Genomic DNA, 13,671 nt, shown 5'->3' with positions numbered 1-13,671 from the left:
CATCTTTCTCCTGTAAACGGAACAAAGAATAATATATAATTAAAACAAAAGACAAACAAGGAAGAAAAGTATTTTTAATGAAGAATGACACTTTAAAAGGGCAACACCGAATCAATGAACAGATTCGCGCCAAAGAAGTCCGCATTGTGGGCGACGATATTGAATCAGCAGTTTATCCAATCGCTCAAGCTTTGAAAATGGCAGAAGAGCATGAAGCTGACTTAGTAGAAATTTCACCCAACGCTGTTCCTCCGGTTTGTAGAATTATAGATTATTCTAAATTCCTTTACCAGTTGAAGAAACGTGCAAAGGAACAGAAGGCAAAGCAGGTGAAGGTGAACGTGAAGGAAATCCGTTTCGGGCCTCAGACCGACGAACACGATTACAACTTCAAACTGAAGCATGCCATTGGTTTCTTGCAGGATGGAGATAAGGTAAAGGCTTATGTGTTCTTCAAAGGACGTTCTATTCTGTTCAAAGAACAGGGTGAAGTACTGTTGCTTCGCTTTGCAAACGACCTGGAAGAATATGCAAAGGTAGAACAGATGCCGCTTTTGGAAGGAAAGAGAATGACTATCTCATTGGCTCCTAAGAAACCGGGTGCTCCTAAAAAGAACGGATAAGTTGTCTCAGACAAATGAAAGAGAGAGTGCGTAACGTGCCGGTATAGTACGTTGCCACCGTTAATAATAATAATTAAAATTTTAACAAGATGCCAAAGGTAAAGACTAACTCCGGTGCTAAAAAAAGATTCGCTCTTACCGGAACAGGTAAAATCAAGAGAAAGCACGCTTTTCACAGTCACATTTTGACTAAGAAAACTAAGAAGCAGAAAAGAAACCTTGTTCACTCAGGATTGGTACACAGTGCCAACATGACTCAGGTGAAAGAACTGCTTTGCATGAAGTAATCTTCAAAAGCGTACACGTATCATTAAAATTATTAACCGAATGCATTAGCCTCAAGTCCGGTTGTAAAATATCGGCGCTATCATTCAAAAAAGAATTAAAACTATGCCAAGATCAGTAAATCACGTTGCTTCAAGAGCAAGAAGAAAGAAAATTTTAGGTTTAACCAGAGGTTACTTTGGTGCAAGAAAAAACGTTTGGACCGTTGCTAAGAACACTTGGGAAAAAGGTTTGACTTATGCATACCGCGACCGTAAGAACAAAAAACGTAACTTCCGTGCATTGTGGATTCAGCGTATCAACGCAGCTGCTCGTCTGGAAGGTATGTCTTACTCTAAGTTGATGGGTGCATTGCACAAAGCAGGTATCGAAATCAACCGTAAGGTTTTGGCTGACTTAGCTATGAACCATCCAGAAGCATTCAAAGCTGTTGTTGCTAAGGCAAAAGCTGCTTAATGCGGTATACGGTATAAAAAGTATAGAAAAGAGATGTTTATTTTTAAACATCTCTTTTTTTATTTCTATGTGTTTTTTTTGTTGCTGATGTCTTTTGAAAAGCTGTCATTATGATGTTTTTCTTAGACGAAAGCTGAATGGAAGAAAAGGTTTTTCCGATACATATTCCGCAGATTAAAAATTAAAATGTTCTGCTATTAATTCGGGTAAAATTTTGTAGAACCAAAAAAATATAATATATTTGTAATACAAAAATGAAGCCGTACTTGCAGAATCGGGAAACTCATCAAATTTATAAGAAATGCCGAGACAAGCTTCATCTTCCAATGGCGGGCCACGCCTTCGGGTAGCATTTATGCCGGTGGATTACAAAGGAAGAGGGCACTCAAATCCTGTTTTTCGGAGTTTCGTCACGCCTCGGGTGCGGCTTCTCCTTATAAAGCGAAGAATTTTGTATTGAAATACATGATTCTTCGCTTTATTTTTTGTATGATCTAAAAATAGAAGCATAGAAAGACTCTTTCCGAAATAAAGTAATATGATTGAGAAAATGAAAGTGAAGGCAATTTTTCTGGATGTAGATGGAACTTTAATCAGTTTCAAGACGCATAAGATACCTCAGACGACAATCGATGCGCTGACTAAAGTACATGAGAAAGGGATGAAAATTATTATAGCGACAGGTAGGGGAGCTACCGACTTGCTGGAACTGGAGGCGATTCCCTATGATGCCGTCGTTTCGTTGAATGGTTCTCGGTGTGTGCTTCGCGATGGTACTGAGATTGTTTCTTATCCCATTGGTCGGGAAGACTTTCATACAGTCCTTCATCTTGCCGAACAGTATGGTTTCCCATTGGCTTTGGAGGTGGAAAAAGGGATACTTGTGAATGATGTGAATGATACAGTGATTGCTCTTTCCGAACTGACGAATCATCCTGTACCTCAGGTTGTAGATATTGTGAGCGAATTTGATGCTTGTACGTGTTGTCAGCTTTGTATTTACTGTGGGGAAGAAGTTGAAAAGGAAATAATGAATCAACTTCCGGGATTGGCTGTTTCGCGCTGGAATCCATATTTTGCAGATGTAAATGCGACTGGTGTAAACAAGGCATCCGGAATGGCTGATGTGGCAGCTTGTTTAGGCTTTTCTTTGGATGAGAGTATGGCTTTTGGAGATGGAGGAAATGATATTCCCATGCTTAAGGCTGCCGGTATAGGTATCGCAATGGGTGGTGCATCGAGTCGGGTAAAGGAGTGCGCTGACTTTATTACAGACGATGTAGATGAAGATGGTATCTTACATGCTCTTGTGCATTTTGGCATTATTGAATAGCAGATAATAAGGCAAACTGTTTTTTGTTGTATTGTAGGTTTGTGAGATTGCCTGACAATAGAAGAGGATTATGGAAAGGTTTACCTGTTGTATATGTCTGTATATGCAACAGGCAAACCTGCAAGTGGTGTTACTGCTATTATCAAAAGTATTTGAGAGTAATTCAGGGGAGTACCGGTAAAATGGATTCTATCTTTTGCTCAATATCATCGGGCAGTCGTGAAAAGAAGTCAAGTCCTGTAATTTTTTCTATGGAATCTACCGTAACCAAGTACTTGTCCAGTTTCTTATGGTCAGCTTTGTTTTCGAACAGGAAGCCCATAGCGATAGGATTCTTCCGATTGTATATCAGAACAACCTTAAAGAAGCGGTTGGGCACGGCTACCTTGTTTCGTCCGATACGTTCGGGTTTGGCTTTGTCGTAAATAGGACCGCAGGCGATGTACACTGTACCGTATTTCTTTGCCCATTGCCGGCAAGCTTCTTCCAGGTCTCCCCAGTCGTCGCGGTTCAGTTTTCTGTTTTGCGGGCAGATGTTGCTCATGTAGAAAGACTCCTGCATGGCCTGTTTGCTCCATTTCATATCAGCAGCTGGTGCCATATGTCCCCGGTCGTATCCGGAATTGGTATAATCGGCATGTTCTACACGTGGTTCCGGCAAATCGGGGTCGGGAAGAAATTTATTTTTTCTTTCCTCCTCTCCTGTAGTTTCCTGGCGTGTCAGTTCCCACGCTACCCAGTTAGGTGTCTTGTAGAAATTATTGTACGAAATGGTAAATGCTGTACGTTGCAGTTTTATTTCGTTCCGTTTTTTCAGGCTGACCGGTATTTCAAGGTGCGAAGCTATCGTTTTTTCTCCAGATTGTCCCTTGTTTTTGAGTTGTTCGACAGGAACATTCGGAACCGCTTCCTTTACTTTTTCTATTGTCTGCTCGGCACGTTGCTTCCATGTTTCTGCTGCAGGAAGCTTTTGCTGATACTGATAAAAGAACAGTGCTCCTCCAACAAGAACTATCAGCAAGATAAAACCTTGTAGAGAACCGGTTGAATTGTTTTTTCTTTTACTCATAGAATTATATTAGTTTAAAGCGCATTCGGAAAATTCCCTCTTTATAATCTGAACTGATGATATGAAATGTACCGATTTCTGATGTATTTTCTACATGCAGACCGATGCAGAGACATTCATCGTAATCTCCCACATGGACGATTCGTACAGTTTCGGAAGCTCCTTCGGGCAGGCGCTTCAAGTCGAAACGTCCCAATGCTTCTGCCTGTGTAATAAATTCGGTAGTTACCGGTAGATGACGGGCGATCACTTCGTTTACGGTGCGTTCTATACATGCAATTTCTTCTTCGGAAGGAGCCTGTGGCAACGCGAAATCCAATTTGCTCTTTTTTCTTTCGATATGCGCTGAGACAGCCCGTCCACATCCGAAAAGATTGACCATTGTGCGGTTTACTATATGTTCGCATGTATGCATAGGAGGATACTCCTGCTTGTTGTGTTCGTTCAGTTCCATTTTTTATATTTTTAGTGAGTATGGGCCAAAGTTAATCATTTATATGGAGATGTGTACTATCTGTATGAAGACAGAATCTCTGTCTATAACAAAACGGATATACCTGTTTATTCATTCTTTTTCTTTGTTCTTTTTCTCCAGTAACATATTCATGAAGGCGGAACTGATGATACCGGTAGGGATAGCAATCATAGCGATACCAATAAGACTGATGATACTGCTGAGTAACCGTCCCAGTGGAGTAACCGGATAAATGTCTCCATAGCCCACGGTAGTAAAGGCAACGATAGCCCACCAGAATCCATCGCCTATGTTTTCGAAAGCTTGGGGCTGTGCATTTCGTTCGATATAATACATTAATATGCCGGAAAATCCAAGCATGATGCCACAAGCCGTATAGGAAGTAATCAGTTCATCTTTTACCTGATTAAGTACACTGCCTATCATTTGGAAAGAGCGGGAATAACGTATTAGCTTGAAAATAATTAATATATAGGCTAAAACTACTAGATGAACATGCGGAGAGTCGTTGTAAAAATATATAATGACGAATGGTAGTATAGCCACAAAGTCGATTATTCCGTAAAAAGAAAACAGGTAATGCAGCCTGGCCCTCCATGCACGTTTATACTGAATATATTGTACTGGAGCGGCTGCAATCCGTAATCCGTATTCTATTGTAAAGATTAAAGAAGCCAGATAGTTGAAAGTATAAAGCCATGAGCGGTATGGCATAGACTCGTCAAAAGAACTGCAGACAACAGAAAAAATAGAGCCTATGATGAAAAACAGTACAAAATACCGGAACCATTTTTTCATTAGTTGTTTATGGATCGTTCGATAGAGTTTTTCATGGCGTATCAGATGAGGTATTTTTTCTATAATGGGAGGTAAAGGGTTATTAGTATATTTCATGTCTGAAAAATGTAAGGTTAAAGATATAAATCAAATTATATACAAATATAAAATTAATTTTTGTATATAGCTTGATGGAAAGAATTTAGTATTGATAAATGGATATAGAATAAGTGAAATGATGTTTTTAGCAGTAATGAGTTTGGGGTAAATTGAGTATGGGCATAAAAAAAGGAGTACCGCTGTACTCCAACCTTTTGTTAACCTTAAATCTAATACTATGAAAAACACATTGCAAAGGTATAGCTTTTTATTGAATCGGCAAACTTAACTAATAGAAAAAGCTGTTGTGTAACATGATTTAACAATACTGTTCTTATATATTAAATTTATTGACAATATGGCTATACTGTTTCAGGAAAGAGTAAAGATTTTCTCAATAAAATATATTTGCTTATCAATTGTTTTTTGCAGATATAAACATTTTTACGTATTTTGCATAAAATATTAAGAACATCATTATCATGAAACTGAAAAAGCATTTTTTACTTCCTTTGATGTGTGGCTCTCTTCTTTTCAATGTGAGCTGTACAGAAAAGCCTGTGCCCGGTAGTGTGAATCTGATTCCTCAAGTACAATCTGTGGAGTTTCAGCGTGGATCTTTACCGTTGAATTCACTTCAGACTATTTGTACATCGGAAGAGTGGAAAACTGTAGCCGAACAGTTTATGCAGGATTTTAAGAATCATGCCGGTTGTGTATTACAGTGGAGCGACAATTCGGAATCATCTGTTCGTATTGAAAAGTCGACGGAACTTTTGGGAGAAGCTTATGTGTTGAAGGTTACGGCAGATGCTGTAATCTTACAAGCTGGTACTGAACAAGGTGTTGCACGTGCACTGACTACTCTTTATCAGTTGCTGTTGACTGCAGAAAACAATGAGTTGCCAGCTTTGACCATTCAAGACCAGCCTCGTTTCAGTTATCGTGGTTTGATGCTCGACTGTAGCCGACATTTTTGGACAGTAGACGAATTGAAGAAAACAATCAGCCAAATGGCTTTCTTTAAGTTGAATACTCTGCATTTGCATCTGACCGATAATAATGCATGGCGTCTTGCTATGGATAAATATCCGGAGCTTACTGAAAAAGGAACCTTTTATGCCGATTATCCTGAACTGTCTGGTAAATTCTATACGAAAGACGATTTAAAAGAGGTGGTTCGTTATGCTGCCTTATATGGTGTTGAGATTATGCCGGAAGTCGATTTACCCGGTCATAGCACCGCATTGTTGGCTGCGATGCCTCAACTTTCCTGTAATGGGGGTTCATTTGAGGCCTATCCTGAAGAGATGCCGGTGAACGAACGTAAGCGGGGAAATGAAAACATGATTTGTGTGGGAAATCCGGCTTCTTATGCGTTTGCCGAAGAGGTAGTCAATACCTTAATCGAGATATTCCCATCAAAATATATTCATCTGGGAGGCGATGAAGTGCCTACTCACGTATGGGAAAAATGTCCGAAGTGTATGGCGCTTTACAAGAAAGAAGGAATGAAGCAGCCCGGTGAGTTGCAGGACTACTTTACTCGCAAGATGAGTGAATTGGTACGTTCTAAAGGTAAGATTATGGTAGGATGGGATGAAATCAACGAACGTCATGCTGCTACGTCCGATGATGTACTTACCGTTTGGAGAGATACCGGAGAGAAACAGCAGAAAGAAGCGTTGGAACGCCATATCCCGGTCATTATGTGTCCGCAGCATGGTTGTTATCTGGACTGGGGATATGCCGGAAACTCTGTACGTAAGTCGTATGAGTGGGATCCTGTACTTCCGGGTGTAACCAAGGAACAGGAAGCTCTGATTAAAGGAGGACAAGGTGCATTGTGGACCGAACGTGTTGCTACACAGTCTCGTGTAGAATGGATGTTGTATCCACGATTGTCTGCATTGGCCGAAGTGTTGTGGAGTCCGAAAGAGCAGCGAAACTGGGACAGTTTCTATCAGCGTATTACATCCTACTATCCGGTAATGGAAAAACTGGGTATTAACTTTTATGAAGACGATGCTCTGAATGAAAAAGAGTTTGTTCCTACAGAAGAAAAACCGGCACTGATCCGTGCAGCACATATTGATACTAATATTCCTGTCAATATGCCTTATCATCCGGAATATGCCTTCGATGGAAGAAACAATTCTTTCTTCTGGGGAGGAAGTACAGTTGGTAAAGAACATTATTTTACAGTGTTGCTGACAGAGGCTACTCCTGTCAAAGAGATTGAGGTTATTACAGGTGATTCGAAAGATTATATTACAAAGGCTGATTTGATGACCAGTACAGACGGAACAAATTTTGTAACAGTCGGTACATTCGATGAATACGGACAGGCCAAAGTACAACTGAATGGTGAACCTGTCAAAGCCGTGAAGATTCAGGTCACCGGACAACATACTTGTTGGCCTATTATTAAGGAAATCATCCTGAAATAAGCATTTAATTGATAAATTGGAAAGCAGTGTTCTATTGTTGAATTGCCTGTTCGGAGGTATATTGACAATGAGGAACACTGCTTTTTACTTATCCGAAATATTGCAGATAAACTCATGGAATATGATGAAAAAAGCAGATTTCAAATCAATTCGCAAGACAGTTATGCATACATCCGTCACTGGTGTGAAAAAAACGGTAGAATGTTGTTCTGTAAATAACAGAAACCGAAAATTCTGTTTTCCTTTTGACATTACACACTGCTTTTTGTACCTTTGCAACAGGAAAAGAACTGTAGATTATGGCATTTGAAGCAACAAAAAGAGAGTGGGGCGAATTGTATGCATTTTTTCGCCTGCTCGCAGACGGATATGTATATGCCGGAACTCCGGAAGGAAAACGGAATGAATCGCTCCGTATACCGGTAGCAATGGTACAGCGTGAAGAACACGATGGCACACGCCGTTATATTGTGGAGAAGGATACGATTCATATTGTAGGAGAGAATATGGATAAGCGTATTCCACGTGAAGATTTTGATACGGTAGCTGCATTGGTGCTGGACAGCGTACGTCAAAGCAGAGAAGATGAAGTGACTTCTGCCGATGGGGTAGAAGAGTTTCTGGATGAGATTGCTTTGTTCGACCTGGAAGCAAAGACAGACGATCGTACTGACTTTAGTGTGGCCTTTTATAGTACGGAGGCTCCTCTTACCGGATTCTGTGTTCGTTCACGTCTGGGAATGATGATTCCTCTGCTGGATGGCGGACGTTCGGCTAATTTCAAATTCGAACAGACAGGTGTAAAATTTGCCGTACCTACTGTAAATAAAATCAATGCAGAAGGCGAGGAAGATGATGTAATCAGCCGTATGCTGATGATTGAACGTTTGGGAGGAAATCTGAAGTATAACGATGTGGCTGATAAGATTTTCAGAAGCAATCTTTCGATGATTGATCTTCATATGGGACGTCTGTTGGCTGAGATGACCCGACTCATGTGGCTCGACGGTATTACAAAGGTATCGGAACTGACTGAAGAACTGAAGAAGTTGAATCCACTGAAGATAAAAGATGAGCTTATCAATAAGCACGGATTTTATGAATATAAGGTGAAAGAATTGCTGCTGGCATTGGCTGCCGGCATGCGTCCTGCCAAGTTGTACAACGGAACAGATTCTGCCATTGCAGGTTTTCTGCTGGTGACAGGAGACGGACAGGTGATTTGCTACCAGCGTGCTTTCCGTCAGACTTTTGCCGACTTCCTGTTCTACAATACACGCCTGGAAAAAGGTTCTACAGAAAAAGACAAATATGGCTATCTGGAACGTGAAAACGGGGTGTATTATTTTAAACTGAATTTGAAAATAGGATTATTGAAACGATGAGTTGTGAATCAACAATCAATAAGAATACCGGGAGCATTGCTTTCGGTATTTTATTTGCACTTAGTTTGTCGCATTGCACAAACGATATGTTGCAGTCAGTCATCATGGCGGTTTATCCGCTGATAAAGGATGAACTGGTGTTAAATTTTACACAGGTAGGTTTGATTACCCTGGTCTATCAGATAGCAGCTTCTGTATTTCAGCCAGTTGTAGGTTTGATTACAGACCGCCATCAGAAAGTGTGGTCTCTTCCGGCTGGTATGACTTTTACTTTTATCGGCTTGCTGTTGCTGGCATGGGTGCATCATTTCTGGATGGTTCTGCTGGCGGTAGGGTTGATAGGAATCGGTTCTTCCATTTTTCATCCTGAAGCATCGCGGCTTACTTATCTGGCTTCAGGGGGTAAACGGGGACTTGCTCAGTCTTTGTTTCAGGTAGGAGGCAATCTGGGTGGTTCATTTGGTCCGTTGCTGGCAGCTTTGGTTATTGCTCCTTATGGCAGACAGAATGTGGTCTTTATTGCTTTGCTGGCTTTGGTAGGAATGGCTATTATGTGGCCTATCTGTCGTTGGTACCGTTCGAAATTGAAAGAATGGGATGAACGGCGGAAACAGAATCGGGGAGTACATCATGAGATGCCTTATTCATTGAAGAAGACCATCTTTGCCATTGCAATTATTATTGTGCTGATATTTTCCAAGTATATCTATATGGCCAGTTTGAGCAGTTATTATACTTTTTATCTGATTCATAAATTTGGTGTATCGGTACAGGATTCCCAACTTTATCTGTTTATCTTCCTCTTTGCAACAGCTGCCGGTACATTGGTAGGTGGTCCGCTGGGTGATAAGATTGGTCGTAAATGCGTGATTTGGGGGTCTATTTTGGGAGTGGCTCCTTTCAGCATGCTGATGCCGTATGTAGGACTTCCGGCTACAGTGGTTCTTAGTTTTCTTATTGGTTTTATCCTGTCTTCTGCCTTTCCTGCCATATTGGTCTATGCACAGGAACTGCTTCCATATAAGCTGGGACTTATTTCGGGTATTTTCTTCGGCTTTGCCTTTGGAGTGGCAGGTATTGCATCGGCTGTGTTAGGCAACTTTGCCGATGTGTATGGTATAGAATACGTGTATAAGGTAGTAGCCTTTACGCCGCTGTTGGGATTCGTTGCTTGCTTCTTGCCTAATTTGAAGAAACACTAAACTGTATCCCGAGTATACTGAATCAAGAAATATATTGAATAGCTGAAGAGATAGAAGAAAAGCCTGCAATTTTGTACTGCAGGCTTTTTTTATAAAGTTTTTCTAAAAGAATCAGAATCTCTGCGGAGGCTTATTTGCCGATTTTTATTTTCAAAATTTTGCCACCGTATGCAGGCAGTGTAATAGCAACCGGTTTATTTGCTGTAAACGAAATGGTTTCCTTCTGACTGTCGAGCAAATTGGTAGCAGTAATGCTTTCGTATTCCAGCATGTTCAGATACTCAAATGCATGTGCCGGAAGATTGATGGAAACCTGTGCCGGAGTTTCGTCGAAGTTGACTGCAATGAGCAATACCTCATTCTCCTGTTTACGGAGAAAAGCATACTGTCTGTGCTCGTTCATCTGCCATCCTCCCTGATTTACGTACATCAAATCGAAGAAAGCACCTTCGCGAAGTGCTGCTTCCTGATTACAGAGGTTAAGCAGGCGGCTATAGAACTTGCGCAGTTCTTTCTCTTTTGGACTAAGCAGATGGGTATTGTAGCGTCCGTTGTTGCTCCAGCGGTACAAACTGTTTACACTCCAATAGTCGAAGATGGTAGTTCGTCCGTCTCTTCCGCTAAATCCTTCCTCGTCCATACCCGGTTCTCCCAGTTCCTGTCCGAAATAGATCATCATCGGATTCGTATTCATGCAAGCCGATACGATAAGAGCCGGAAGCGCCTTGAACGGATTGCCGGCAAAGAAGTCGGAAGCAATACGCTGCTCGTCATGATTTTCAAGGAAGTTGAGCATGTGGCTTTGAATGTCGTTTACACTTTGCCAGCATGAGGTAATAGCAGTAGCAGAGCTGTACCCACAAGTGATGCCTCTCAGTGTGTCGTACAATCCTACCTTATCGTACAGATAATCGAATTTTCCGTTGAACAGATAGTTGCGGTATTCGTTCGGATTGTAGACTTCGGCAATAAATATCAGGTTCGGATATTTGGCTTTTACTTCCGGAATTGCCCATCCCCAAAACTCGCACGGAACCATTTCTGCCATGTCGCAGCGGAAGCCGTCAATTCCTTTTCCTGCCCAGAACAGAAGAATATCTTTCATCTTATGCCAGGTGTCTGGAATGGGTGAAAAATGATTTCCTGTATTGTGAATGTAATCTGTTCCGTAGTTAAGCTTTACTGTTTCGTACCAGTCGTTCCGGTTAGGGTAGGCATCGAAACGGTTGTTTCCCGTAGCTTTGGCGGGTGATTCATAGTAATCTCCCATACTTTCATTATGAAGGTCTATTTCTCCTTCCAGTTTTTGTCCGGGGATGTAATAGAAATTGTTGTCGGGAGAGAAAGCTATATTAGGATTATCGGTTTCTCCCAGATCTTTCACTCTTCTGGGTTTGGCAAGCGACTGGTATTGGCGGGATACATGATTCGGCACAAAATCGATAATGACTTTCAGACGGTTGGCATGTGTACGTTCAATCAGGGTTTCAAACTCCTTCATGCGTTGATTGACGTTTACAGCCAAATCGGGGTCTACGTCATAATAATCTCTGATGGCATAGGGAGAACCCGCTTTTCCTTTTACGATAGAAGGGTGATTGCGAGGGATACCGTAAGCTGTGTAGTCGGTTTGTGTAGCGTGTGCAATGACGCCGGTATACCATATATGTGTGGTTCCCAATTTTTTTATTTCCTGCAGGGCCTGATTAGTGAAGCCCGCCATCTTTCCGCAGCCGTTTTCTTGTAACGAGCCGTTATAAACGGAGGTTGGTTTGGAATTTCCGAACAGTCGGGTAAAAACTTGGTAAATAATAATCTTTTCCATTTCTATATGTTTATTTTTTGTACTCTTTTAAAAAATCTAATGTGGCAAAATAACCGGCACTGAATATCTCTTCGGCTCTGTCTAATTCGTGATTGCCGTATTTTTCCAGTCCGTCGGGGGCTATTACCCAATCGGCCTGCTCCAGTTCTGTCAGACTGTTGGACTGGAACATAAAGTGATATGCCCGTAGTGCAATGTGGATGATATCGTTTTTGTACTCATCGGTCATCAGTTTGTATACGTTTAAGGCAATCACTTCATCGCACAGGTCGCGTATGGGGCTGATAGGAATATTCATAAATACTCCACCATCTACGTAATGTGTACCCTGAATGGGAATAGGAGGAAATAAAACAGGAATGCAGCAGGAAGCTGCAATACGCTTGGTTATCTCTCCTTTGGTAAAATGTACACTTTTCCCATTGTCGAAGTCGGTTGCTGTAATAATGGTTGGAATAGACAAATCTTCTATCCGTTTGGCCTTCAGGTTGCTTTTCAGGAAATCGATGAAATAATCCATTTTCATCAGACTGTCTTTACTGGGTCTGATTTTGGCCAGATCCGTAAAGGTGCGTTGCGAAAATAATTGGAGAATTTCGAAAGGCTGTTTACCGTCTGCAATAAAGGCGCTGACAATGGCTCCTGCACTGGTTCCGGAGAGTATGTCCGGGCGGATTTTGTTCTCGAATAAAGCTTGAAGTATTCCCAAGTGTGCAATCCCTTTGATAAATCCTCCGCTTAATGCGAATCCTGTCTGATATTTTTTACTTCCCATAAAAATGAATAGTTGATTTGTGTCTGTAGCAAAGTTATTTTTTTCTTTTCTTTTTCAAGATAATTTTTGAAGATAATTTTTGTTCTTCTTCATTTACGGTAAATCCGACTAAAAGCCGTACCTTTGTATGCAGAATGAATAAAGAAAACGAATGGGAAAAGGTAAATTAGCAAAGTTTGCAGATATGGCGGAATATCCGCACGTGTTTGAATATCCATATTCTGTAGTGGATAATGTGCCGTTTGAAATGAAAGGCAACTGGAACCGTGATTTTTTCAAAAATGACAATCCTATAGTTCTGGAACTGGGATGTGGACGTGGAGAATATACGGTAGGGCTGGCTCGCCGTTATACTGATAAGAACTTTATCGGGGTAGACATCAAAGGCGCACGCATGTGGACAGGAGCTACTGAGGCTTTGAACGAAGGATTGAAGAATGCAGCTTTTTTACGGACAAACATTGAGATTATCGATCGTTTCTTTGCTCCGGGTGAAGTGAGCGAGATTTGGTTGACATTCTCGGATCCGCAAATGAAGAAAGCTACCAAACGTCTGACTTCTACATATTTTATGAACCGCTACCGGAAGTTCCTGCAACCGGACGGACTGGTACATCTGAAAACAGACAGTAACTTCATGTTTACCTATACCAAATATATGATTGAAGAGAATCATTTGCCGGTAGAATTTATGACGGACGACTTGTATCATTCCGGACTGGCCGATGATATCTTGAGTATACGTACTTATTACGAACAGCAGTGGCTGGACCGCGGACTGAACATCAAGTACATCAAGTTCCGCCTGCCGCAGGAAGGGGAGTTGAGAGAGCCTGATGTGGAAATAGAGCTGGATGATTATCGCAGCTACAACCGTAGTAAGCGTAGTGGACTGAAAACAAGTAAATAAACGATAT

13 protein-coding genes are annotated in these 13,671 nt (G+C 41.3%); 8 read left to right on the top strand and 5 right to left on the bottom strand.

Annotation, left to right across the window (positions count from 1 at the left end):
• Window positions 1-77: 77 nt before the first annotated feature.
• From infC to WKU26_RS05745, 4 genes are all read left to right on the top strand, one after another.
• Entirely contained in the window at window positions 78-623 is a 546-nt protein-coding gene (gene infC / locus WKU26_RS05760; protein WP_178266622.1) for a translation initiation factor IF-3, read from the top strand.
• Window positions 624-712: 89 nt separating this feature from the next.
• Complete coding sequence (gene rpmI, locus WKU26_RS05755; protein WP_340321233.1) at window positions 713-910, top strand: 50S ribosomal protein L35; 198 nt, start codon at window positions 713-715, stop codon at window positions 908-910.
• Window positions 911-1,013: 103 nt separating this feature from the next.
• Entirely contained in the window at window positions 1,014-1,364 is a 351-nt protein-coding gene (gene rplT / locus WKU26_RS05750) for a 50S ribosomal protein L20 (protein WP_007560377.1), read from the top strand.
• Window positions 1,365-1,914: 550 nt separating this feature from the next.
• Window positions 1,915-2,697, top strand: a complete 783-nt coding sequence (locus WKU26_RS05745) for a Cof-type HAD-IIB family hydrolase (protein ID WP_340321268.1) — start codon at window positions 1,915-1,917, stop codon at window positions 2,695-2,697.
• Between the two features lie 163 nt (window positions 2,698-2,860).
• Here the strand turns inward: WKU26_RS05745 and WKU26_RS05740 are convergent, their stop codons facing one another.
• The 3 genes from WKU26_RS05740 to WKU26_RS05730 all read right to left on the bottom strand — a co-directional run bounded on the left by WKU26_RS05740 (window position 2,861) and on the right by WKU26_RS05730 (window position 5,135).
• Entirely contained in the window at window positions 2,861-3,766 is a 906-nt protein-coding gene (locus WKU26_RS05740; protein ID WP_340321232.1) for a DNA/RNA non-specific endonuclease, read from the bottom strand.
• 4 nt (window positions 3,767-3,770) lie between these two features.
• The gene (locus WKU26_RS05735) at window positions 3,771-4,220 is read right to left on the bottom strand and encodes a hypothetical protein (RefSeq protein ID WP_269877563.1); all 450 of its coding nucleotides are present in this window, start codon (window positions 4,218-4,220) and stop codon (window positions 3,771-3,773) included.
• A 111-nt stretch (window positions 4,221-4,331) separates the two neighbouring features.
• Window positions 4,332-5,135: an ion transporter gene (locus tag WKU26_RS05730; RefSeq protein WP_340321231.1), complete on the bottom strand. Its 804-nt coding sequence runs from the start codon at window positions 5,133-5,135 to the stop codon at window positions 4,332-4,334.
• A 464-nt stretch (window positions 5,136-5,599) separates the two neighbouring features.
• On the opposite strand from WKU26_RS05730, the gene WKU26_RS05725 reads away from it, so the two are divergent.
• The 3 genes from WKU26_RS05725 (at window position 5,600) to WKU26_RS05715 (ending at window position 10,154) form a co-directional block, all read left to right on the top strand.
• Window positions 5,600-7,567, top strand: a complete 1,968-nt coding sequence (locus tag WKU26_RS05725) for a glycoside hydrolase family 20 protein (RefSeq protein WP_340321230.1) — start codon at window positions 5,600-5,602, stop codon at window positions 7,565-7,567.
• A 299-nt stretch (window positions 7,568-7,866) separates the two neighbouring features.
• A complete protein-coding gene (locus tag WKU26_RS05720; RefSeq protein ID WP_340321229.1) occupies window positions 7,867-8,952 on the top strand; it encodes an HpaII family restriction endonuclease in 1,086 nt (361 codons plus the stop codon).
• Window positions 8,949-10,154, top strand: coding sequence for an MFS transporter (locus tag WKU26_RS05715; protein ID WP_340321228.1), 1,206 nt, complete (start codon window positions 8,949-8,951; stop codon window positions 10,152-10,154). Before WKU26_RS05720 ends, WKU26_RS05715 begins: the two co-directional genes overlap by 4 nt.
• 130 nt (window positions 10,155-10,284) lie before the next feature.
• Here the strand turns inward: WKU26_RS05715 and WKU26_RS05710 are convergent, their stop codons facing one another.
• Both WKU26_RS05710 and WKU26_RS05705 read right to left on the bottom strand, forming a co-directional pair.
• The gene (locus tag WKU26_RS05710) at window positions 10,285-11,979 is read right to left on the bottom strand and encodes an alpha-amylase family glycosyl hydrolase (protein WP_340321227.1); all 1,695 of its coding nucleotides are present in this window, start codon (window positions 11,977-11,979) and stop codon (window positions 10,285-10,287) included.
• 10 nt (window positions 11,980-11,989) lie between these two features.
• A complete protein-coding gene (locus WKU26_RS05705; protein WP_340321226.1) occupies window positions 11,990-12,754 on the bottom strand; it encodes a patatin-like phospholipase family protein in 765 nt (254 codons plus the stop codon).
• A 151-nt stretch (window positions 12,755-12,905) separates the two neighbouring features.
• Here WKU26_RS05705 and trmB point away from each other — a divergent pair, with 151 nt between their 5' ends.
• The gene (trmB, locus tag WKU26_RS05700; protein ID WP_178266610.1) at window positions 12,906-13,664 is read left to right on the top strand and encodes a tRNA (guanosine(46)-N7)-methyltransferase TrmB; all 759 of its coding nucleotides are present in this window, start codon (window positions 12,906-12,908) and stop codon (window positions 13,662-13,664) included.
• Window positions 13,665-13,671 lie beyond the last annotated feature (7 nt).

Source organism: Phocaeicola sp. HCN-40430, assembly GCF_037890285.1.
Taxonomy (GTDB): domain Bacteria; phylum Bacteroidota; class Bacteroidia; order Bacteroidales; family Bacteroidaceae; genus Phocaeicola; species Phocaeicola acetigenes.
The sequence above is the reverse complement of the archived record's forward strand: the minus strand, read 5'-3'. Positions and strand labels throughout refer to the sequence as shown.

Bases quoted from the DNA above. Each gene is read 5' to 3' on its own strand.
- infC (WP_178266622.1), top strand. From the start codon at position 78: ATGAAGAATGACACTTTAAAAGGGCAACACCGAATCAATGAACAGATT.
- rpmI (WP_340321233.1), top strand. From the start codon at position 713: ATGCCAAAGGTAAAGACTAACTCCGGTGCTAAAAAAAGATTCGCTCTT.
- rplT (WP_007560377.1), top strand. From the start codon at position 1,014: ATGCCAAGATCAGTAAATCACGTTGCTTCAAGAGCAAGAAGAAAGAAA.
- WKU26_RS05745 (WP_340321268.1), top strand. From the start codon at position 1,915: ATGAAAGTGAAGGCAATTTTTCTGGATGTAGATGGAACTTTAATCAGT.
- WKU26_RS05740 (WP_340321232.1), bottom strand. From the start codon at position 3,766: ATGAGTAAAAGAAAAAACAATTCAACCGGTTCTCTACAAGGTTTTATC.
- WKU26_RS05735 (WP_269877563.1), bottom strand. From the start codon at position 4,220: ATGGAACTGAACGAACACAACAAGCAGGAGTATCCTCCTATGCATACA.
- WKU26_RS05730 (WP_340321231.1), bottom strand. From the start codon at position 5,135: ATGAAATATACTAATAACCCTTTACCTCCCATTATAGAAAAAATACCT.
- WKU26_RS05725 (WP_340321230.1), top strand. From the start codon at position 5,600: ATGAAACTGAAAAAGCATTTTTTACTTCCTTTGATGTGTGGCTCTCTT.
- WKU26_RS05720 (WP_340321229.1), top strand. From the start codon at position 7,867: ATGGCATTTGAAGCAACAAAAAGAGAGTGGGGCGAATTGTATGCATTT.
- WKU26_RS05715 (WP_340321228.1), top strand. From the start codon at position 8,949: ATGAGTTGTGAATCAACAATCAATAAGAATACCGGGAGCATTGCTTTC.
- WKU26_RS05710 (WP_340321227.1), bottom strand. From the start codon at position 11,979: ATGGAAAAGATTATTATTTACCAAGTTTTTACCCGACTGTTCGGAAAT.
- WKU26_RS05705 (WP_340321226.1), bottom strand. From the start codon at position 12,754: ATGGGAAGTAAAAAATATCAGACAGGATTCGCATTAAGCGGAGGATTT.
- trmB (WP_178266610.1), top strand. From the start codon at position 12,906: ATGGGAAAAGGTAAATTAGCAAAGTTTGCAGATATGGCGGAATATCCG.